This window comes from Lactobacillus acetotolerans DSM 20749 = JCM 3825 (assembly GCF_001436775.1).
GTDB lineage: Bacteria > Bacillota > Bacilli > Lactobacillales > Lactobacillaceae > Lactobacillus > Lactobacillus acetotolerans.
Genome location: NZ_AYZC01000002.1, coordinates 1 through 22,500 on the forward strand (window position 1 = coordinate 1; position 22,500 = coordinate 22,500).

Consider the following 22,500-nt stretch of genomic DNA (forward strand, 5'->3'; position numbering starts at 1 on the left):
AGTGCCGGATCATGAATCCGTCGATTCATAATCCAACACTAGGTTAGTCTGTTTTGTTGCTTTTAAAATTATGGAGCAAATATCATGAAAAAATTTTTGGTTAATGCTAAAAAGAAAATAATTAAATCTATAGTAATTAGTTGATAAATATATGATAAAAGCAGTAAATAATTGAAGCTACGGCGTATTTAGGCTACAATTTATAAGTCATTAGACGGTCAAAAAATTGACCGCTTTTTAAAGGGGCGTAATTTGTGATTTATTTTGATAATAGTGCAACAACAAAAATATATCCGTCTGTTTTAGCAACTTATGATAAAGTTGCGCAAAATATTTGGGGTAATCCGTCAAGTTTGCACAAGATGGGGGACCGAGCACACCAAATGCTAGAAACCTCGCGTAAGCAAATTGCAGATTTGCTTGGTACAAAGCAAGACGAAATCTTTTTCACTTCCGGTGGAACTGAATCTAATAACACTGCAATTAAGGGCACGGCTGTCCAAAAGCGTGAATTTGGGAAACACATTATTACTTCTAGTGTTGAGCATGCTTCAGTTGCCAATAGTTTTACTAGTTTAGAGAATTTAGGTTACCGGGTAACTCGTCTTCCTGTAGATAAAGAGGGCCGGGTTAACGTTGATGATTTACGTCATGCTCTAGATTCGGATACCACTTTGGTTTCGATTATGGGTGTAAACAATGAAATTGGTACGATTCAACCAATAGATGAGATTAGTGATCTACTTGAAAATTATCCTACGGTTCAATTTCACGTAGACAACGTTCAGGCGCTTGGTAAAAATATTTGGAGTAAGGTATTTACTCCAAGGGTTGATCTTTCAAGTTTATCGGCACATAAATTTCATGCACCACGTGGCATTGGCATTCTTTATAAAAAAGAGGGTAAGATGTTATCACCATTGCATGATGGTGGTGGGCAAGAAAAGGGCCTGCGTTCAGGTACAGAAAATCTACCGGCTATTGCTGGTATGGCGAAGGCGATCCGTTTACTCTTAAAAGATGAACCTGAGAAAGCCGCTCGTGAAGCCGCAATCAAAGCAAAGATAGTTGCTTATCTAAAAGGGAAGCCAGGTATCACTATTTTTTCACCAGTAAATTCAGGTTTTGCACCTCATATTTTATGTTTTGCCCTTGAAGGAATTCGCGGTGAAACTTTAGTTCATACCTTAGAAGAACACGATATTTATGTATCGACTACATCTGCTTGTGCTTCAACTAAAGTAGATGAAGCTGGCACCTTGGTTGCAATGCATGTTGATGATAAAATTGCTACTAGTGCAATTCGTTTGAGCTTTGATGAGAGCAACACAATGAAAGAGGCTGAACAATTTATCACTGTTTTTGATAAAATTTATAATCATTTTGCTAAAATTAATCACTTGGGAGAATAAACTTTAATGAAATATACAGAAGTTATGGTTCGTTATGGGGAATTATCAACCAAGGGAAAGAACAGGAAAGACTTTATTGGCCGCCTTGCTGGCAATGTTACTAAAGTTTTGCGTGATTTTCCACAGGTTAAGATTTATCCTCGGCACGATCGGATGCACATTGTTTTAAACGGTGCGCCATTTGAAGAAATAGATAAGCGCTTGAAAAAAGTTTTTGGAATTCAAACTTATTCACCGACAATTAAGGTACCAAAGACATTAGCTGATATTGAAAAAATTTCATTGGAAATGATGCAAGAAACCTTTAAGGATGGGATGACTTTTAAGGTTAATACCAAACGGAGTGACCACCAATTTAAGTACGATACTAACCAGTTGAACTCAATGGTAGGGGATTACTTATTTGATCATATGGATAACCTAAAGGCTGAAATGAAGCATCCAGATATGGTTCTTAGGATTGAAGTTCGTCAAGATGCTATTTATATTTCCAACCAACTTTTACATGGCGTTGGTGGGATGCCGGTAGGTACTGGTGGTAAAGCTGTCATGATGCTTTCTGGTGGAATTGATTCACCGGTTGCTTCTTACTTAGCTTTAAAGCGCGGGGTAGATATTGAAATGGTTCATTTCTTTAGTCCGCCGTATACTACTGAAAAGGCCTTAGCAAAGGCAAAAGAATTAACCGGCATTCTTGCTAATTATGCTGGTAGGATTAACTTTATTGCCGTACCGTTTGCTGAAATTCAGGAAACCATTAAGGAAAAGATCCCTGAAGGATATTTAATGACTGTCCAAAGACGATTCATGCTGCAATTAGCTGATCGTATCCGTGCTAAGCGTGGTAGTATGGCCATTTTCAACGGTGAATCTGTTGGGCAAGTGGCCTCACAGACATTGGAATCAATGTTTGCAATTAATGATGTGACTACTACGCCGGTTATTCGTCCTGTCGCTACGATGGATAAAACGGAAATTATTGATCGGGCAAGAAAAATTGGTACATTCGAACTTTCGATTAAACCATTTGAAGATTGTTGCACCATTTTTGCCCCACCAAGACCTAAGACCAAACCAAAGGTAGAAAAGGCTCGTAAATATGAAGAAAGATTAGATGCCGAAGGTTTGATCCAAAGGGCAATGGATGGTATTAAAGTTACACCAATCTATCCAAACCAGAAATTTTTAGAGGATAAAGCTCAAGAAGATGCTGATTTACTTTAATAAAAATGCTATAATTTTTAACAAAGCATTAATCAAGAGGTATTAACTTTATTAACAGAGAAACGCCGAAATGCTGAGAGGCCGAAAGTTAATTTGTAGCTTGATTGGCTGATTAACTGAAAATATTAGTAAGTTAATCCGGACACTTCATAAGCACCGTTACCGCTATTAAGTGAAGTATATTTTATATGCTTAACGATAGGTGGTACCGCGGTTGGTAAATCGTCCTAGACAATATTGTCTAGGACTTTTTTATTGGAAGGATTTTTAAATGACAGATTTAGCACCTAAATATGACCCTAATAAGGTTGAAAAGGGCAGATACCAAAAATGGCTTGATGAAGACTTATTCAAACCATCAGGTAATAAAAAAGCCCACCCGTATTCAATAGTTATTCCGCCACCAAATGTAACTGGTAAATTGCACTTAGGTCACGCATGGGATACCGCAATTCAGGATACTTTGATTCGTTTCAAACGGATGCAGGGATATGACACCCTTTATCTACCAGGGATGGACCATGCTGGTATTGCTACTCAAGCTAAAGTTGAAGCCAAATTGCGTGAACAAGGTAAAGACCGTCACCAAATGGGACGTAAAGCTTTTGTCAAACAGGTTTGGGACTGGAAAGATGAATACGCTAGCATAATTAAGGCTCAATGGGCAAAACTAGGCCTTTCTCTAGATTACTCAAGGGAAAGATTTACCCTTGATAAAGGCCTTTCTAAAGCTGTTCGTAAAGTCTTCGTTCAACTTTATAATGAAGGCTTAATTTATCGTGGCGAGTATATTATTAACTGGGATCCGAAGCTGGAAACTGCTTTAAGTGATATTGAAGTTATTCATAAGGATGATAAGGGTGCCTTTTACTACATTAAGTACCCATTTGTTGATGGTTCGGGTTACGTTGATATTGCAACTACTCGTCCAGAAACCATGTTCGGTGATACGGCTGTTGCTGTTGCACCAGGGGACCCAAGATATAAAAAGATTGTGGGTAAAGAATTAGTTCTGCCACTTGTTGGTCGCCATATTCCGATTATTGAAGATCATCACGTTGATCCTAAATTTGGTACTGGTTTGGTAAAAATCACTCCAGCTCACGATCCAAATGACTTTGCCGTTGGTAACCGCCATAACTTAAAGCGGATTAATGTGATGAACGATGATGGTACGATGAATGGTGAATGCGGCAAATATGAGGGCATGGACCGCTTCGATTGTCGTAAAGCATTAGTCAAGGACCTTAAAGACAAGGGTTATTTGATTAAAGTCAAGCCAATTGTTCACTCAGTTGGTCACTCTGAGCGTTCTGGTGTTCAAGTTGAGCCAAGACTCTCAACGCAATGGTTCGTTAAGATGAAGCCATTAGCACATGCTGCTTTGAAGAATCAAGATACTGATGACAGGATAAACTTTGTTCCGGCAAGATTCGAACATGCTTTTAAACAGTGGATGGAAAATATTCATGACTGGGTAATTTCTCGGCAATTATGGTGGGGACACCGTATTCCTGCTTGGTATAATAAGAAAACCGGTAAAGTTTATGTCGGTGAAGAAGCACCAAAAGACATCGAAAATTGGCGCCAAGATCCAGATGTTTTAGATACCTGGTTTTCAAGTGCATTGTGGCCATTTTCAACCATGGGTTGGCCGGATACTGATGCTCCGGATTATAAACGTTACTTTCCAGTTAATGCCTTAGTTACTGGTTATGATATTCTTCCATTTTGGGTATCCAGAATGATCTTCCAAAGTTTGCACTTTACTCATAAGCGTCCATTTAATGATGTTGTTCTGCACGGTTTGATGCGGGATGAACAAGGTCGTAAGATGAGCAAGTCCCTTGGTAACGGTGTGGATCCAATGGATGTAATTCATAAATACGGTGCAGATGCACTTCGCTGGTTCTTGTTAAACGGTACGGCTCCTGGTCAGGATAGTCGTTATGATCCTAAGAAATTGGGTGCTGCTTGGAACTTTATCAATAAGATTTGGAATGCATCTCGGTTTGTAATCATGAACTTACCTGAAGATGCACAACCTGCTCATATGCCTGACACATCTAAGTTTGACCTAGCTGATAGTTGGATTTTTGATCGTCTTAACCATACAGTTGGTGAAGTTATTCGTCTGTTTGATGAATACAAGTTTGGTGAAGCCGGTCGTGAACTATATAACTTTATCTGGAATGATTTTTGTGACTGGTACATTGAAATTTCTAAAGTTGCTTTAAACGGTGATAATAAGGAATTAAAGACAAGAAAACAAACCAACTTGATCTGGATCCTTGATCAAATTTTACGGTTAATGCACCCAATTATGCCATTTGTAACGGAAAAGTTATGGTTATCGATGCCACATGACGGCAAGTCAATTATGGTTGCCAAGTATCCAGAAACTCATAAAGAATTTGAAAACAGGCAAGCGAACGAGGATATGGCCTTCTTAATTGAAATAATCAAAGCCGTTCGTAACATTCGGATGAAGGTTAATGCTCCAATGTCTTCACCAATTGATATCATGATTCAATTAGATGATGAAAAAGATAAGCATGTTTTAGATGATAATGCAGATTATGTTGAAAACTTCTTGCATCCTAAGAAATTAGTGGTTGCTGCAAAAGTTGCTGCTCCCAAATTCGCTAAAACTGCGGTAATTCCTGGTGCCCAAATTTTTGTTCCGTTAACTGAATTAGTCAACGTCGATGACGAAATTAAGCGAATGGAGAAAGAAGAAAAGGATCTTGAAGCTGAAGTTAAGCGCTCAACTAAGAAACTTTCTAACCAAGGCTTTGTTGCTCATGCTCCAGAAGCAGTTGTCAACAAAGAAAAAGCAAAAAAAGCAGATTACGAAAGTCAACTTACTGGGGTTCGTGAAAGAATTCAAGAATTGAAAGAAAGTAAGTAGTGTGAATTTTACTAATGCTAAAGATGTAATTTCTTACCTTTATTCGCTGCCTAAATTGCACCCCAAAGGTGATTTATCTTATGTTAAGCGTGCTTTAGATGTGCTGGATAATCCCCAAAATAAGGTAAAGACGATTCACGTAACGGGCACTAATGGTAAAGGTTCTACTTCTTACTATATAAGTAATTTACTCAGAAAGGCCGGTCAAAAGACTGGTCTTTTTGTCTCACCTTATGTATTTGAATTTAATGAGCGGATTCAATTAAACGGTAAAAATATTAGTAATTCTGATCTGGTAAAAGTTGCTAATCAGGTTGAAAAAGCGATAACTAAGATTAAAAGAAATGATCCCGATTTTTCTTTGGTTACCTTTGAATATGAAACAGTAATGGCTTTTACTTTTTTTGCAGAGCAGAAATGTGATTATGCTGTAATCGAAGTTGGAATTGGTGGCGAGCATGATAAGACCAACGTAATTACGCCTGAAGTAAGTGTAATTACTACAGTTGGGCTTGATCATGAAAAGATTATCGGTCCAACAATTCAAGATATTGCTCATGAAAAAAGTGGGATTATCAAGTCTCATCGACCAGTGGTTGGAGGAAATATTCCTAAGACTGTTTTACCCATTATTGAGAAAAAAGCTGCGCAAGAACATGCACCTTTCTATTTATTAGGACGAAATTTCATTGTTTCTGATGATAAAAGGGTCGTTTATAAAGTTAAGAACAAAACCTTGTCTTTCATATCCCATCCGAAGGTGGAAAGTTATGATATTGCAGTTGCAGTCCAAGTGTTTTCTTTATTACATTTACCTTTATCGAACGCTTTGATTGAGCAAGCGGTTAATCAGACGAAAATTCCTGGACGTTATCAGTTGTTAAAGGAAAATCCAATGATTATCCTGGATGGTGCGCATAATATTCAGGCAGTGAAAAATTTACTTGAATTTGTGCATAAGCAAAAGAAAATAAGAGACGGTCAAGTCAGAGTTTTGATTACCATGATGAAGGATAAGGATTTAGAACAAGTATTTTCATTATTTGATAAAGCGGACAGGCTTTTGCTTACGACAATATCGTATCCAAGGGTTGCAAAAAAAGCAGATTTTCCTGTTGCTGTTCAAAAAAAGTATCCGTATGAAGCAAATTGGAAAAAAGCTTTTGACGAATTGAAAGATGCGAGTGAGGATAATGATATTTTGCTTGTCACCGGATCTTTTTACCTGGTTAGCGAAATTCTAAATATGGGGGAAGCAAATGCAAGTTCAGGGTATTGATGATGATATTAACGGTATACTTCTTGATATGGATGGATTATTGATTAATTCGGAGCGTCTATACTGGGAAGCCAATATTCAGGCAGCCAAAGAAGATAATTTAGACACGCCCAAAAACACGTATCTAAAATTGTACGGCGCAACTGAAAAAGATATGCAAAATTTTTATCATAAATATTTTAAAACAAGCAAAGAACGGGATCGGTTTGTTAAACGAACTGACGATTTGGTTTGGAAATGGACTGATGAAGGAAAATTAAAATTACAGCCTGGAGTTCAGGCAGCTCTCGATAAGTTTCAAAAATTAAATTTACCGATGGCGATTGTTTCTAGTAATTATGAGGATGTAATCGAGCATGCAATGTGGGCTACTGGGATTCGTAATTATTTTAATTTTCATTTAAGTTACAATGATGTACAAAAAAATCATATAAAAGCTAAACCAGCCCCAGATATTTATCTTTTAGCTGCAAAAAAATTGAGAATACCTAAAAAGCAGATTTTAGTTTTTGAAGATTCATCGACTGGCGTCGAAGCAGCTAAAAATGCTAATCTAAAGTGTGTGATGGTTCCCGATTTAATGCCAGCTTCAGATAAAGATAGAAAGAATGCAGTAATGATCTGTAAAGATTTCTTTGATTTTCTTAAAAAGATTTAACCCTTTTTACGTATTTAGTAATGAAGGGAGCGATTTTTAATGAAAATTGCAAAATCAAATCATTACTTAGTAAATACCGATATGGAATTGGTATTAAGTTTAGTTAATCAACTTGAAGAATTGGGTATAACCAATTTTAATCAATTAAAGAAGAAAATAACGCAGTTAAGAATTACTGATTTTGATGATGTACTTAAATACACCACTGGTCCCGATTGTGACCAGGATATTGCAATAATTATCGAAGAATTGATCGATCGCCTAAGATTCTCAAAGCCTGATCGTGAGTCAGTTTTTACTTCGAGTAATGAAGTAGGCACTTATTTAGCTGATAAATTAGTGGGACGAAAGCAGGAGGAATTTTGGGCTATATATATCGATAATAGTAATCATATTATTGCTGAAAAACGAATTTTTGTAGGTACTTTAGATAAGACGATTGCACATCCACGCGAAGTTTTTCGCTGGGCCATGATCTACGCATGTGCAGGGATGTTCATTGTGCATAATCATCCGAGTGGCAAACTTTTCCCGTCACAGAGTGATCTTATGTTAACAAGAGAAATGGACAAGGCAGCAAAATTAATGAAGGTTCGACTTTTAGATCATTTTATTGTTGGTAAAGGTCATTATTTAAGTATGAAGGAGAATGAATTGTTTTAAATTCATTAAAATTCCGGTGAAGATCTGTTTTAGGCTGAGTTTATGCTATAATTATTCAAGATTTAAAGACTGCAATAATTAAGGAGAGATTTTCGTGTTTGGATTAGGTACAAAAAATATTGGCATAGATTTAGGTACGGCCAATACTCTTGTTTATATGGAAGGTAAAGGAATTGTTTTAAGGGAACCTTCTGTAGTAGCAAAGAATACTCACACCGGTAAAGTCATTGCCGTTGGCTCAGAAGCTAAAGAAATGATTGGTAGAACACCAGCTAGCATAAAGGCTATTCGTCCAATGAAGGACGGTGTTATTGCTGACTATGATACAACAGCAGCAATGCTTAAATATTTTATGGAAAAGACGGTGGGTAATTCAAAGCCTTCAGTAATGATTTGTGTTCCATCAGGTGTTACTGAGGTTGAAAAACGTGCAGTTATTGATGCTGCCCGTGTTGCAGGTGCCCGTGAAGCATTTGTTATTGAAGAACCATTCGCTGCAGCTATTGGTGCGGGACTTCCAGTTATGGATCCAACCGGTTCAATGGTTGTTGATATTGGTGGTGGTACTACCGATGTTGCTACTATTTCTTTAGGAGGGATTGTTTCCTCTACCTCAATTCGTCAAGCTGGTGATAAGTTTAATACCGCCATTGCTAATTATGTTCATTCCAATTTTAATTTATTGATTGGTGAGAGAACATCTGAAGACATTAAAATTCAAATTGGTTCAGCTTCAGTTGAAAAAGCTAAAGATATTGAATCTATGAATATTCGTGGTCGTGACTTAGTTACTGGCTTGCCAAAATCAGTTGATATTAAGGCAGTAGATGTAGCTAAAGCTATTCAAGATGTTGTTCAGGATATCATCATTGCTATTAAAGAAACTTTGGAACAAACTTCTCCTGAAATTGCAGCCGATGTTATTGATCATGGTATTGTTTTGACTGGTGGTGGCGCCTTACTTAAGAATTTACCAAATGTAATTTCTGATGCCACAAAAGTTCCAGTATTTATTGCGCAAGATCCACTTGATTGTGTAGCAATTGGTACCGGTGAATCTCTTAAAAATATTGAAACAATGCGTAAGAGTCGTAAATAATAATAAAAGCCGGCTATGGCCGGTTTTTTCTTTAGGATCAGTTCTGTATGAAGAAATTTCTACAAAATAAAAAATTATTAACAACATTTATTATTATAATTATTGTTTTAGCAGTATTGGGAATCAGCGTTAATTTACGCAGAAAGCGTAACACACCACTTTTGATTCAAAGTTTTGGTAATGACATTGTAGCTGTTGGTGCACGAGTTGTTGACGTACCAGTTAGCCTTGTCTCAAACGGATTAAATAGTGCACATTCCATTTTAAATACGCAAGAAGAAAATAATCACTTAAAAGATCAAGTTACTGATTTAGGACAGACTAAATCTAGAAATGCTAGCTTGGAAGCAGAAAATAAACAATTAAAATCTGCCTTAAAATTAAAAAGTACTTTAACTAGTTATAGCATGGTTAATGCTTCCGTTATTTCTCGATCACCTGATAGTTGGTCTGATTTACTTGTGATTAATAAAGGATCCACAGCAGGCATACGCAAGAATATGGCCGTAATGTGTGGCGGTGGTGTTATTGGGAGAGTTGTTGAAGTAAATGCAGCTTCTTCAAAAATCGAACTTATTACCACTACTGATAAATCAGCTAACCGTTTTTCTGTTCAAGCGAAAGCCGCAAATGGCAAAAATGTTCATGGGATTATAACTGTGATATCAGGTAATAATTTAGCCTTTACTCAGGTTGTTGATAGCAATAAATTGAAACAGGGAACCAAGGTTTATACCAGTGGAATGGGTGGCAATTCACCTAAAGGATTACTCATTGGGACTGTATCTTCTACTACGCATGATACGTTTGGTTTGTCTGATTTAATTAAAATTAATCCAGCTGGGGAAGTTAATGATCCATCAGTAGTTACTGTCATTCAAAGGAAGGTGACAGGTTAATGCGTATTTTGCGAGAATGGATTTTGGCAATAGCACTGTTAGTTGCTTTAATTTTGGATGGAAGTATCTCTCTTTATCTGCACCAATTTATGGTTTATGGCAGTTACAATAGTGCCTGTCTACTTGTTCCAATTGGAATAATGCTAATTGCTTTATTTGACGATACAAACGAAAAAGAAATTTGGCTTGCTTTAGGAACGGGGATTGTAGCTGATATTTATTTTCTCGGAATTATAGGAATCTATTCTGTATTTTTACCTTTAATTTGTTGGGCATGCCAAAAGGTTGCAAGATTTTTACCAGAAGTGTTTTGGGCAAGATTACTTGTGGTTTTGTTAGGAGTAATAATACTAAGTATTTATAGTTGGCTTATTTTAAGTATGGTAGGGATGATTTCTATATCTGATCATTTAATGCTTATTAGTTTAATTCCTACTGTAATTTGGTCATTAATTTTTACAGTTTTAACCTATTGGGTATGGGGCACTTTAGCCCGGGATTATCCATTTATGATTAACCTTGATGCTTATAGATAAGGTAATAAAAAAGCGTGAGATTTTTAATCTCACGCTTTTCTTTAATTAAACATTCCTGCGTTAGCTAAAGCTCCTATGGTTCCTGCGATTACACCAAATAAAGTAATCACGGCCATTAACCAAGCCATAAAAATTGTTAATTTTTGAAATCTAGATCTTTTCTTTTTACGTGCCATTAGCAACCCTCCTACTTGAAGATATTTTATCCTTGTTAATAGTTTTTTTCAATTGCAGAGTGGGTTAGAATAAAGATCATGGAGGAGAAATATGTTTTTAATTTTTTTAATTCCGTTTATTGGATTAGCTTTTGCGTTTTTAATCAATAAAGTTTTCCCAAGAGCACAATTTCGTGGGTATGATGTGTTGCCATTTTTCTTTATTGCAGGTTGTAGCTTAATTACTTTACAATTAAAATTACCATTATTTTTACCGTATGGTTTTTTTATTTATTTTATTCTAGTGATTATTGTGGCAATTAGTAGCGCAATTAAAAATAAAAACATTTCGTTAGGTAAGACAATTCGAAAATTGTGGAACTATTTAACAGCTTGTACTTTATTTTGGTATATTGGCCTGCTTTTCTTTATGATAAAATAATCCCCACCAATCTTTATGTTTAATTTATAATTTTGAAGTCTTAGATTCATCTGAATTTAAGGCTTTTTTGCTTTTATATAAATAAGAAAAAAGTAAGAAATAATAAAAATATAATCTTTTTTTCCACATAATGTGGTAGGAAGTGGTGAATTGTGGTAAATTATTCTTTGGAAGGGGGCTAGACCATGTTCATGGGTGAATATCATCACAATCTTGATAGCAAGGGACGTTTAATTATACCAGCGAAACTTCGCGATCAGATTGGTAATAAGATGGTGTTTACTCGCGGAATGGAAGGCTGCATTTTTGGCTATACAATAGATGTATGGCAGGAAATTGAAGCTAAATTAGCGAAACTTCCGTTGACTAAGAGAAATGCGCGTAATTTTACGCGTTTATTTTATTCTGGTGCGATGGAAAGCGAGTTCGACAAGCAAGGGCGTGTTAATCTGACCACGACATTAAAAAAACATGCCGGGCTTACGAAAGAATGTGTTATCGTGGGCGTTTCTAACCGAATAGAAATTTGGTCGAAGGAGCGTTGGGATAGCTTTGCTAAAGAAGCTAATGAAAACTACGATGACATCGCAGAAAATTTGGACGATATTGAACTGTAAATTATGGAATTCAAACACACCAGTGTACTTCTACACGAAACTATAGATAATTTGAAACCAAAAAACGATGGTCTTTATGTAGACGCAACGTTTGGTGGCGGCGGACATGCTAAATATTTGCTTAGCAAAATTGATTCAGGTACGCTTGTTGGTTTTGATCAAGATGAATACGCAATAAAATCTGCAAAGTTAAACTTTGCTAGTTTATTGAAGTCTGATAGTGATCCTAAGTTAAAACTTGTACATGACAACTTTAGTCATTTGGAAAGTAATTTGGTTAAGCTGGGTTACACAACTGGCATTGATGGAATATATTATGACTTAGGAGTATCTTCACCACAATTTGATCAGGCAGGACGCGGTTTTTCATACCGTTTTAATGCCCGGTTAGATATGCGGATGGACCAAAGTCAAGATCTTGATGCTTACCAATTAGTGAATAATTTGAGTCAAAAGGACTTAGCTAATATTTTGTATAAGTACGGTGATGAGAAATTTTCTCGTCAAATAGCTCACCAAATTGTTGAGAGAAGAAGAAAGAAACCAATTGAAACTACGTTTAAATTGGTGGATGTAATTAAAGATGCAATACCAGCATTTGCACGAAGGACTGGAGGACACCCAGCTAAGAAAACTTTTCAAGCTCTTAGGGTGGCTGTAAATGATGAACTTGATGTATTGAGAGAATCTCTTGAGGAAGCAGTCAAGTTACTTCGTCCTCAAGGTCGAATAAGTGTAATTACTTTTCAGTCTGATGAAGACAAAATCGTGAAAAATATTTTTAAGAAGTATTCTGAGGTTGAAGTCCCACGGGGGATGCCAATGATTCCTGATAGCTTAAAGCCGAAGCTTCGTTTGGTTAACCGTAAACCTATTAGGGCCTCACAATCAGAGTTGGATAACAACAACCGCTCACACAGTGCAAAACTACGAGTTGCGGAGAAAGTATAAAGAGGGAAATGCAATGGCTGATAGTTCGGCAAGAAGAGTAGAATTTAAACCAAATAAACAGACTAAGCCTAATCGCAGACAAAGAATAGTTCTTGATCCTCACCGAGTCGCTTGGACAGGTTTAGAAAAAACTTTGCTTATTCTAGGAACCGTCATAACTTTAGGTATGATGACATTTTTAGTTTCTTCTAGTATTTCTGCAACTTCGGCTCAGCACGAGCTGACCAATGTTCAACAGTCAGTTACCAAGGAGCAAAATAAAGTTACCGATTTGCGTCAAGAAATTGGTGAGTTAACTTCAAGTGCAAGAATGAATAAAATTGCACGTGATAAAGGGTTAACTTTGATTGAAAAAAACATTAGGACAATTCACTAATGAAGAAAAACATTAGTAATTTAAAATTAAAAAGATCCAAAGCCCACGGCTACCGCTTTACGGTGGGGAGATTTCTCCAATTAGCTGTGGCTTTGGTTTTTCTTGTATTTGCAGCTAGATTTTTGTATATAGGTATATCAAAGACTGTTAATGGCCAGGATCTATCTAAACGTACTGAACAATTATATAAACGCAACCAAATTTTAAAGGCTACGCGTGGTACTATTTATGATCGTAATGGTTTAGCAGTTGCAGAAGATTCGCATCTTTATACTGTTTATGCGATTTTAGATAAATCTTCAATTAACTACAAAGATAAACCAGAGTATGTGCTAAATAAAAAGAAGACTGCTAGTAAGTTGGCAAAAGTTTTACCACTTTCGACCAGTAAAATTTTGAAATACTTAAATCCAAAGAAGAAAGCATTTCAAGTTCAATTTGGGACCGCTGGTAGTGGATTAAGCAAAGACCAAAAAGATAAGATTGATGCAATGAAACTTCCTGGCATTAAGTTCTTAGAAACGCCGGCGCGGCTCTATCCAAATGGTAATTTTGCTTCCCATACGGTTGGTTTAGCCCAACCTGAATATGATAAGAAAACTGGCACGCAGAATTTAGTTGGAACAATGGGATTAGAAGCTTGGTATAATAACACTTTATCGGGGAAAGATGGTTACCAAATTTCTTCGGTAGATGCATCTAATTACCAAACACCAAATAATGAACAAAATTATAAGCCAGCTAAAAACGGAAATGATTTATACTTAACAATTGATTCGCAACTGCAAAACTATTTGGAAGATAGAATGACGGATGTGCAAAAGACATATAATCCAGTTGATTTAACTGCCGTAGTTGAAGATATGAAGACTGGTAAAATTTTAGCTGCATCTCAGCGTCCGACTTTTAATCCGCAAACAAAAAAGGATTTGAATAAATCTTATCGTAATATTTTGGTTCAAGATTCTTTTGAACCAGGTTCTGTATTTAAAGTCTTAACTTTGTCTGCCTCCGTTAATAGTGGTAACTATCATCCCAACCAGTATTACAATTCTGGGTCAGTGACTATTAATGGCACAACTATCCATGATTGGCAGACAAGTGGTTGGGGAAGTATCCCGTTCTCACAGGCATTTCCAAGATCGAGTAATACCGGATTTGTTCACATTGAACGCCAAATGGGTGCAAAAACTTGGCGTGAGTATCTGAATAGATTCCATATCGGTAAGAAAACTGGTGTTACCTTGCCAGGAGAACAACCAGGATTAATTGCATTTAAATCACCAATTGATCAAGCTGTAACCAGTTTTGGGCAAGGCATCAATGTGAACGTTATGCAAATGATGCAGGCATACAGCAGTCTTGCTAATAATGGGCAAATGGTTAAACCACAGTATGTAGATAAAATTACTGATTCAGATGGTAAAACACTAAACGGTTACCAAATTAAAAAAGTAGGACAACCTGTTTATTCACCTTCAACCCGTAAGGTTGTACTTGATAACATGAAACGGGTATTAAATAAGAAGATTGGTACAGGATATGCTTACAAGATGAGTGGTGATAGTATCGCCGTTAAAACTGGTACTGCACAAATTGCTAATCCTAAGGGTGGAGGATACCTGAAAGGAAATAGTAATTATATCTTTTCTGTTGTCGGTGTAACCCCTGCAGATCATCCCCGCTATTGTATTTACTTAACGATAAAGCAGCCGCGGCGCATGACTAAACCCGCTGAAACAATTTTATCTTCAATTTTCAAGCCAGTAATGAGCAGGGTCATTTTAATGTCTAAGAGTACGGAAAATGACTCGACAACTGTTACGGTACCTAAACTAAAGGGTATGTCTTATTCAGCAGCTGAGAAGAAAGCACAAAGTGTTGGTCTTTCAATTGTAAAAATTGGTAGTGGTAAAAAGGTAACCGATCAATTATATAAAGAAGGGCAAAAACAGGAGTCTGGTGGCCATATATTTGTTTTAACGTCGGGTAAGATCACGTGTCCGAATATGAAAGGCTGGTCCTTTGATGATCTGCATCAATTTGCCAGTTTGGCAGACGTAAAACTTAGTGTTAAAGGAAATGGCAATGTACAGAGTCAGAGTATTAAACCAGGTGCCGTGTTGAAGTCCGGTGCAAGAATAAAAATTAATTTAAAGGAGTAGCATTATGCCATTTAGCATCATTGCATTAGTTAGTTCGTTAGTTTTAACCGCAATCTTTTTACCATGGTTGATTATTTTTATGCGTTCACACCATGAAGGACAGGAAATTCGTGATGAAGGACCAAAGTGGCATAAAAAGAAAAATGGAACACCCACGATGGGCGGGGTCATTTTTATCCTTGCCGCAACTATTTCTACTGTTTGGGTAACAGCGTGGCAGCATCAATTAAATAAAACTGTTTGGATTTTACTTATCAGTCTTCTAGGTTATGGAATCATAGGTTTCCTTGATGATGGGATTAAGTTATACTACAAACGAAACCTAGGACTTCGTGCTTGGCAAAAATTATCGTTGCAAATTATCATTGCAATTGTAATCGTAATGATTGCTGCATCTGATAATTTCAAGTTTGGTTTATTTATTCCATTTATAGGGGTGGTAAATAATGTTGTGTTATTTACTGTTTTCATTATTCTCTGGTTAGTTGGTTTTTCTAACGCGGTTAATTTATCAGATGGACTAGATGGATTAGCAACAGGTTTATCTATCATTGCTTATGGAACTTATGCTTACTTGGCTTTTAAGCAAAATAATTTTGCTATTCTTGTTTTTTGTATGAGTGTAATTGGCGGTTTAATTACTTTCTTTATATTTAACCATAAGCCTGCGAAGATCTTTATGGGCGATGCTGGTTCATTGGCTCTAGGTGGTGGTCTTGCTGCTGTAAGTATTTTCTTAAATAGACCATGGTCGCTGTTACTAGTTGGGATCGTCTTTGTTTGTGAGACGGCCAGTGTAATTCTGCAAGTTATTTCTTTCCAAACAACTGGTAAGCGCATCTTTAAAATGACACCTATTCACCACCACTTTGAAATGTTAGGCTGGTCTGAGTGGAAAGTAGATATTGTCTTTTGGATAGTTGGCTTAATTGGCAGTATTTTGTATTTAATAATTTGGGGTTAATAAGATAAAAGATGAAACAGATCGACACGTATAAAGGTAAAAATGTTTTAGTTTTGGGTCTTGGTAAGAGTGGCTTCGCTGTAAGTAAATTATTACTTAAATTAGGTGCAAAATTAACTTTGAATGATAAAGCTAATTTGAATAATAATGCTAATGCAAAAAAGCTGGCAAAGCTTGGAGTTCATGTTATTGGCGGACATCATCCGGTAGAATTACTTGATCAAGAGCACTTTGATTATTTTGTTAAAAATCCGGGTATTCCTTATGAAAACCCAATGGTTAAAAAAGCAGAAGAATTAAAAATACCGATTATTACTGAACCTGAAATTGCTTTAAGTGTTAGCGATGCTCCTTATGTTTGTGTCACGGGATCAAATGGTAAGACCACTACGGTAATGCTTACCCAAAGGATTCTTGATCGGCATTTACAGAAGACGGGTCATCACGCTTACGCTGTTGGTAATATTGGTGTACCTATTTCAGAAGTTGTCCCCAAAGCTACAAAGGATGATATTTTAGTTGTAGAAATTTCTAGTTTCCAATTACTGGGAGTAACTGATATCGATCCAAAGGTTGCTGCAATTGTGGATATTTATAATCACGTTCATCTGGACTACCACAAAACATTTGCTAATTACGTGAATGCAAAACTAAATGTAACCCGAACTCAAACCGCTGATGATTATTTCATTGCTAATTTTGACCAAAAAAATATTTTAGCCAAAGAAAAAGCTACGACTAAGGCTAAAATTCAAACATTTTCAGAAAAAGATCCGAATGCTGATTATTTCATTGGCAAGAATTACCTTGAGAGTAAAAAAGAAAAGATTATGAAAATTTCTGACATAAAGTTACCGGGAGTTCATAATCAACAAAATGCGTTAGTAGCCATTGCTATTTCTAAGTTAATGGGTGCCGATAATGAGGATATTCAAGCTGTTCTTAGCACCTTTACTGGTGCCAAACACCGTTTGCAATATGTTATGACTTTAGATGGAAGAAAAGTTTATAATGACTCAAAGTCAACCGACATTGAAGCCGCTAAGGTTGCGATTTCTTCCTTTGATTCTCCTGTGGTTTTAATTGCCGGTGGGCTTGACCGTGGTTTTACCTTTGATACTCTGGTTCCTGTATTAAAAAAATATGTTAAGGCAATTGTCTTATATGGCGAAACCAAATACCTTTTGGCAGATGCTGCCAGAAAGGCTGGTATTAAAGATATTGTGATTGAAAACATTCTGCAGGAAGCCGTTCCGAAAGCATATGAATTAACCAAACCGGGGGATGTTCTATTATTTTCACCCGCATGTGCTTCGTGGGATCAATTCAAGACTTTTGAAAAACGTGGAGATTATTTTGTAAACTTTGTTAAGGATTTGAAGACTAAATAAAATGAGAGTTATTTTTACAGGTGGCGGCACTGGTGGCCACATTTATCCAATTATGGCAATTATTGAACGTTTAAAACAACGCAAGATTTCAACAAACGATGAGATTCTATTTGTTGGTACGAAAAAAGGCTTAGAGTCAAAAATTGTCCCTGCTGCAGGAGTCAATTTCAAGACAATACGGATTCAAGGTTTTAATCGCAAACACCTATTAAAGAATTTTGAAACAATTGAATTATTTATCCGTGCTACCAAAAAAGCTAAAGAAATTTTACGTGATTTCAAACCAGATGTTGTTGTTGGTACCGGTGGCTACGTAAGTGGTGCTATGGTTTATGAAGCTGCTAAAATGCATATTCCAACTATGATTCATGAATCTAATTCAGTAGTTGGTGTGGCTAATAAATTTTTGGGTCACTACGTTGACAAGATTTGTTACACATTTGATGATGCTGCTAATCAATTTTCAGAGAAGAAAAAATTGGTTAAAACGGGTAACCCACGCTCACAGCAGGTTCTTAGTTTACATGAAAAAGAAATAGATTTGCAGAGTAAGTGGGGATTAAATCCCAAGATTCCAACTGTTCTCGTATTTGGTGGTTCTCGTGGAGCACTTGCAATTAATAGAATAATGCTTAAATCACTGTTGCAATTAAAGAAGAAACCATACCAAATTATTTGGGCAACAGGAACCTATTACTATGACGCAGTTCAGAAGAAGTTAAAGGATATCGATTATGGTCAAAATATTAAAATTTTACCGTATATTCAAGATATGCCTGCACTTTTACCAGAGATGACCTGTGTAGTTTCTCGATCTGGAGCAACTAGCATTGCTGAGTTTACGGCTTTAGGCGTCCCCGCAATTTTAATTCCGAGTCCTAACGTAACGCATAATCACCAGATGAAGAATGCGGTTGATCTTGAGAAGGCCGGTGCTGCATTGGTTATTCCTGAAAATGATTTGAATCCCAATAACTTTATTTCCTCTATTGATCATATTTTGTTAGACGAAAAATATGCTGAAGAAATGAGCAAAGCTTCCAAAGCTTTGGGTGTTCCAAATGCATCAGATCAGGTAATTAAAGTTATGGAAGAAATTTCCCGCTAGAAAGTAGGTGAGACAGATGCCCAAAAAGCGAGTGACTAAGATTGATCCTAAAAAAGAATTATCACCTTATTTAAATCATCAATCTAATCAACATAAAAATAATAAAAAGGAAGCTAAAGTTTCTGCCTCACTCGCAAATTTACATGCTGAACGTAAAATTTCTTTAGTTCGGCGATTAGGTTTGATTATTACTATTTCATTGCTTTTTATTATTGGGTTAGGTTATTACATATCACCTTTAGCCGATGTTGGTAGTGTTCAAGTAGAAGGAGTTGCTGATTTACCGCCTGAACAAGTTGTAGAAAATTCTGGGATCAAAGCTAGTGATAAAGTTTTTGATTACTTATTTCACCAGAAGAATTTAGGTCACCGATTAGGCGATAAATATCATGAAATTCAAAATGTTGGAGTTAAGTTAAATCATTTTAATCGACTAGTTTTAAAAGTTAATGAATATCCAACAATTGGTTATATTAAAGAAGGTAGTAACTACCGAAAAATTTTAGCTGATGGAAAAGTTGGAAGTAGGTCTTTGCCATGGGCTAAAGTTGATCAGGATAAGCCATTTTTCGTTGGATATAATCACATGGTTTCATTAGAAAAAGACCTTGAACTATTTGATGGTTTTCCACAGGATTTTAAAAATAAAGTGAAACTGCTTAGTGGGAATACTCGTCGTGGTTCACAAATAATTCTTGTGATGAAAGATGGTAATGTAGTTATTGGAAATATTTCTACACTTAACGATAAGCTGAAATACTATAATGAGATTAAATCTAAAGCGGATAAAAATAGTTTAATTGATTTAGAAGTAGGAGCTTTTAGTAGACCACTTACATCAAGTGAAAAGAAAGCTTATGGCATTTCATAAGCTGTATTTAAACACTTTTTATGTTAAAATTTTTCAAGGCAGTTAATATATGGGGGCTTAATTTTGGACAATTCAAATCTTCTGGTGGGACTAGACATAGGTACCACGAGTGTGAAAGCAGTTGTAGCCGATTCAGGCAAAGTAATTGGTTCCGTTGCTATTCCTAATAAGGGAATGCGGCATGGTAAAATAGTTGATATTGATCAAACGGCTAGCGCAATTAGCCGTGCATTAAAGGAAATTGCAGAAAAGACGAATACAACTATTTATCGTGTAGTAACTGGTATCCCAGTTGGTATGTTGCAGTTAAAGACCACTAGCGATTTGATCAATGTTGGTGATAATGGTCAAGAAATTGGCAATAAAGATGTAAAAAGAGTTCTACAGGCTGCAATTGAATCTGCGGTAAAAGATGAACGTGAACCAATTGTATTTTTACCTAGTAGTTTCTTGATTGATGGTAAAACTGATGTTGATGATCCACGAAAAATGATTGCGCATTCATTAGCTGTTCGTGGCATTTTGTTAACTGCTCCTGCTAGCCCACTTCATAATATTAAGAAAGCTATTGAAAGAGCTGGTTACCAAAATAATTTCTTTGTTCCAACTCCACTTGCGATTGCCAGTGTGGCTTTGGATGAAAGTGAAAGAACATTTGGGTCAATCATTCTTGATCTTGGTGGTGGAGTAACCACTGCCACAGTTATTCATGATGGTCAAATTAAATATGCCAATATTGATCTTGAAGGTGGTAGTGATATCAGTAATGATATTTCAGTTGTTCTCAGTACCTCTAAGAAAGACTCAGAACAGATAAAATTGGACTACGGCTTTGCTGATCCTAAACTTGCCTCTAAAAAAGATCAATTTGCCGTTAACAGTGTTGGTTCATATGGCCAAAAAATGGTTGATGAAGTTTATCTTAGTGAAATTATTAATGCTAGGTTAATGCAAATAATTAACCGCCTCGGTAAAGGTTTAGCAAAACATGGTGCTTTAAAGTTACCTGGTGGTGTTATTATTACAGGTGGAAGCAGTTTGCTTCAAGGAATTGATGCTTTAGTTGCGGATAGATTAGGAGTTAAAACACGTATTTATCAACCTGATCAAATGGGGATGCGTAATCCTATTTATACTGCAGCTTATGGGATCGTTAATTATGCATATAGGATGTCTGATATTGACTTTTTGGTTGATAGTGCAATTTATGGTAATGAAGTTTTAGGGCAATTTGAGGAGCCAGTTCAAGAAAGTAGCAAAATTTCTAAAAGACCGGTTACTGCTAGTGAAACTGAAACAAAAGAAGCATATAATAGACATAAATTGCCCAGAAGTGAAAGATCTCCAGAGAATAGACAAAAGAATGATAATCAAAATAAAAGTAAGGGCATCAAGAATTTCTTTAAAAAGTTCTTTGATTAAAGGTGGTTAATTAGATGGATTTTACGTTCGATTCAGACGACAATAAAAATGCTGTCATTAAAGTAATTGGTGTCGGTGGTGCCGGTGGTAATGCTGTTAATCGAATGATCGATGACGGCGTACAAGGTGTTTCTTTCATCGCAGCCAATACTGATGTGCAAGCATTAAATAGTAATAAGGCTGAGAATAAGATTCAATTAGGACCTAAATTGACTAGAGGTTTAGGTGCTGGTTCACATCCAGAAGTAGGTCAAAAAGCTGCTGAGGAAAGTGAACAAACTATTGAAGATGCACTTAAGGGTGCAGATATGATTTTTATCACTGCCGGAATGGGCGGTGGTACTGGTACCGGTGCTGCTCCTATAATGGCAAAAGTAGCTCGTGAAACGGGTGCTTTAACAGTAGGCGTAGTTACACGCCCATTTAGTTTTGAAGGGCCAAAACGCTCAAAAAACGCTGCTGAAGGAATTACTCAGTTAAAGCAGTATGTTGATACATTAGTTATCATAGCAAATAACCGTTTGTTAGAAATGGTTGATAAGAAGACACCCATGATGGATGCCTTTAAGGAAGCCGATAACGTATTAAAACAAGGTGTACAAGGTATTTCAGATTTAATTACTTCAACTGACTACGTTAACTTAGACTTTGCCGATGTTAAGACAGTTATGGCCAATCAAGGTGCTGCTCTTATGGGGATTGGTAGAGCCAGTGGTGAAAACAGAACAGTTGAAGCTACTAAACTGGCAATTTCTTCTCCATTGCTGGAAGTTTCAATTGATGGTGCAAAACAAGTCTTGCTGAATATTACCGGTGGACCTGACTTAACTTTGTTTGAAGCTCAAGATGCATCAGAAATAGTTTCAAAAGCAGCTGGTGATGACGTTAACATTATCTTTGGTACTTCAATTAATCCTAATTTAGGTGATGAGGTCGTGGTAACTGTTATTGCAACTGGCATCAGTTCAAAGGCTGAAGAAGAAGCTTCAAAGCAACTTCCTGGACATAGTCATCAGGTTAAAGCTAAGGCAAGTAATAGGCCTGAAAAAGCAGAAAAAAAAGTAACTACTGCTCCTCAAACTAAACCCGAAAAAGAGGATCAAAAACCAGAACAAAAATCTAGTGAAGAATCAGCTCCAAAACACAAGACAATGGTTGATCCAACCAGTGTTTGGGGTTTGAATGATAATGATCAAGGTTCAAGAAGGAATACTTCAAATGATTCACAAACTGACAAGAATAAATTAAATTCATCTGATGATGATCAAAACAGTATTTCACAAATTGAAACCAGTGCTCAAAGCGATGACGATAATGATGATATTCCATTCTTTAAGCATCGTGGCGAAAACTAGTA

21 protein-coding genes are annotated in these 22,500 nt (G+C 36.4%); 20 read left to right on the forward strand and 1 reads right to left on the reverse strand.

The window, feature by feature from the left end; genetic code table 11:
• Positions 1 to 254: 254 nt before the first annotated feature.
• From FC77_RS00655 to mreD, 9 genes are all read left to right on the forward strand, one after another.
• Positions 255 to 1,412 carry a cysteine desulfurase family protein gene (locus FC77_RS00655; protein ID WP_056969538.1) on the forward strand — a complete coding sequence of 386 codons (1,158 nt, stop codon included), beginning with the start codon at positions 255 to 257 and terminating at the stop codon, positions 1,410 to 1,412.
• Between the two features lie 6 nt (positions 1,413 to 1,418).
• Positions 1,419 to 2,636, forward strand: coding sequence for a tRNA uracil 4-sulfurtransferase ThiI (gene thiI, locus FC77_RS00660; protein ID WP_056969540.1), 1,218 nt, complete (start codon positions 1,419 to 1,421; stop codon positions 2,634 to 2,636).
• A gap of 271 nt (positions 2,637 to 2,907) precedes the next feature.
• Positions 2,908 to 5,547, forward strand: coding sequence for a valine--tRNA ligase (locus FC77_RS00665; RefSeq protein WP_056969542.1), 2,640 nt, complete (start codon positions 2,908 to 2,910; stop codon positions 5,545 to 5,547).
• Position 5,548: 1 nt separating this feature from the next.
• Positions 5,549 to 6,826 (forward strand): bifunctional folylpolyglutamate synthase/dihydrofolate synthase, encoded by a 1,278-nt coding sequence (locus FC77_RS00670; protein WP_056969544.1) that lies wholly within the window; start codon positions 5,549 to 5,551, stop codon positions 6,824 to 6,826.
• Entirely contained in the window at positions 6,807 to 7,484 is a 678-nt protein-coding gene (locus FC77_RS00675; RefSeq protein ID WP_056969546.1) for an HAD family hydrolase, read from the forward strand. The genes FC77_RS00670 and FC77_RS00675 overlap by 20 nt, the downstream gene beginning before the upstream one ends.
• 39 nt (positions 7,485 to 7,523) lie before the next feature.
• The gene (locus tag FC77_RS00680; protein ID WP_054681261.1) at positions 7,524 to 8,147 is read left to right on the forward strand and encodes a JAB domain-containing protein; all 624 of its coding nucleotides are present in this window, start codon (positions 7,524 to 7,526) and stop codon (positions 8,145 to 8,147) included.
• A 94-nt stretch (positions 8,148 to 8,241) separates the two neighbouring features.
• On the forward strand, positions 8,242 to 9,246 hold the full coding sequence (locus tag FC77_RS00685) for a rod shape-determining protein (protein WP_056969548.1): 1,005 nt from the start codon (positions 8,242 to 8,244) through the stop codon (positions 9,244 to 9,246).
• Positions 9,247 to 9,293: 47 nt separating this feature from the next.
• Positions 9,294 to 10,145: a rod shape-determining protein MreC gene (gene mreC / locus FC77_RS00690; protein WP_056969550.1), complete on the forward strand. Its 852-nt coding sequence runs from the start codon at positions 9,294 to 9,296 to the stop codon at positions 10,143 to 10,145.
• Entirely contained in the window at positions 10,145 to 10,681 is a 537-nt protein-coding gene (mreD, locus tag FC77_RS00695) for a rod shape-determining protein MreD (protein WP_054681257.1), read from the forward strand. The genes mreC and mreD overlap by 1 nt, the downstream gene beginning before the upstream one ends.
• A gap of 41 nt (positions 10,682 to 10,722) precedes the next feature.
• Here mreD and FC77_RS07830 read toward each other — a convergent pair whose 3' ends face one another.
• Positions 10,723 to 10,857, reverse strand: coding sequence for a DUF4044 domain-containing protein (locus tag FC77_RS07830; RefSeq protein ID WP_082137179.1), 135 nt, complete (start codon positions 10,855 to 10,857; stop codon positions 10,723 to 10,725).
• A 91-nt stretch (positions 10,858 to 10,948) separates the two neighbouring features.
• Here FC77_RS07830 and FC77_RS00700 point away from each other — a divergent pair, with 91 nt between their 5' ends.
• From FC77_RS00700 to ftsZ, 11 genes are all read left to right on the forward strand, one after another.
• On the forward strand, positions 10,949 to 11,278 hold the full coding sequence (locus FC77_RS00700) for a DUF3397 domain-containing protein (RefSeq protein ID WP_056969552.1): 330 nt from the start codon (positions 10,949 to 10,951) through the stop codon (positions 11,276 to 11,278).
• 185 nt (positions 11,279 to 11,463) lie between these two features.
• A complete protein-coding gene (gene mraZ / locus FC77_RS00705) occupies positions 11,464 to 11,895 on the forward strand; it encodes a division/cell wall cluster transcriptional repressor MraZ (protein WP_056969554.1) in 432 nt (143 codons plus the stop codon).
• Positions 11,896 to 11,898: 3 nt separating this feature from the next.
• The gene (gene rsmH / locus FC77_RS00710; protein WP_056969556.1) at positions 11,899 to 12,846 is read left to right on the forward strand and encodes a 16S rRNA (cytosine(1402)-N(4))-methyltransferase RsmH; all 948 of its coding nucleotides are present in this window, start codon (positions 11,899 to 11,901) and stop codon (positions 12,844 to 12,846) included.
• 13 nt (positions 12,847 to 12,859) lie between these two features.
• The gene (gene ftsL / locus FC77_RS00715) at positions 12,860 to 13,222 is read left to right on the forward strand and encodes a cell division protein FtsL (RefSeq protein WP_056969557.1); all 363 of its coding nucleotides are present in this window, start codon (positions 12,860 to 12,862) and stop codon (positions 13,220 to 13,222) included.
• Positions 13,222 to 15,387: a penicillin-binding protein gene (locus tag FC77_RS00720; RefSeq protein ID WP_056969559.1), complete on the forward strand. Its 2,166-nt coding sequence runs from the start codon at positions 13,222 to 13,224 to the stop codon at positions 15,385 to 15,387. The genes ftsL and FC77_RS00720 overlap by 1 nt, the downstream gene beginning before the upstream one ends.
• Positions 15,388 to 15,391: 4 nt before the next feature.
• Positions 15,392 to 16,351: a phospho-N-acetylmuramoyl-pentapeptide-transferase gene (gene mraY, locus FC77_RS00725; RefSeq protein ID WP_056969561.1), complete on the forward strand. Its 960-nt coding sequence runs from the start codon at positions 15,392 to 15,394 to the stop codon at positions 16,349 to 16,351.
• Positions 16,352 to 16,362: 11 nt separating this feature from the next.
• Positions 16,363 to 17,742: a UDP-N-acetylmuramoyl-L-alanine--D-glutamate ligase gene (gene murD, locus FC77_RS00730; RefSeq protein ID WP_056969563.1), complete on the forward strand. Its 1,380-nt coding sequence runs from the start codon at positions 16,363 to 16,365 to the stop codon at positions 17,740 to 17,742.
• A 1-nt stretch (position 17,743) separates the two neighbouring features.
• On the forward strand, positions 17,744 to 18,850 hold the full coding sequence (murG, locus tag FC77_RS00735) for an undecaprenyldiphospho-muramoylpentapeptide beta-N-acetylglucosaminyltransferase (RefSeq protein WP_056969565.1): 1,107 nt from the start codon (positions 17,744 to 17,746) through the stop codon (positions 18,848 to 18,850).
• A gap of 16 nt (positions 18,851 to 18,866) precedes the next feature.
• Positions 18,867 to 19,721, forward strand: a complete 855-nt coding sequence (locus FC77_RS00740) for a cell division protein FtsQ/DivIB (protein ID WP_056969566.1) — start codon at positions 18,867 to 18,869, stop codon at positions 19,719 to 19,721.
• A 63-nt stretch (positions 19,722 to 19,784) separates the two neighbouring features.
• Positions 19,785 to 21,143 carry a cell division protein FtsA gene (gene ftsA / locus FC77_RS00745; protein ID WP_056969568.1) on the forward strand — a complete coding sequence of 453 codons (1,359 nt, stop codon included), beginning with the start codon at positions 19,785 to 19,787 and terminating at the stop codon, positions 21,141 to 21,143.
• A gap of 14 nt (positions 21,144 to 21,157) precedes the next feature.
• Positions 21,158 to 22,498: a cell division protein FtsZ gene (ftsZ, locus tag FC77_RS00750; RefSeq protein WP_056969570.1), complete on the forward strand. Its 1,341-nt coding sequence runs from the start codon at positions 21,158 to 21,160 to the stop codon at positions 22,496 to 22,498.
• The last annotated feature ends 2 nt before the right edge of the window (positions 22,499 to 22,500 follow it).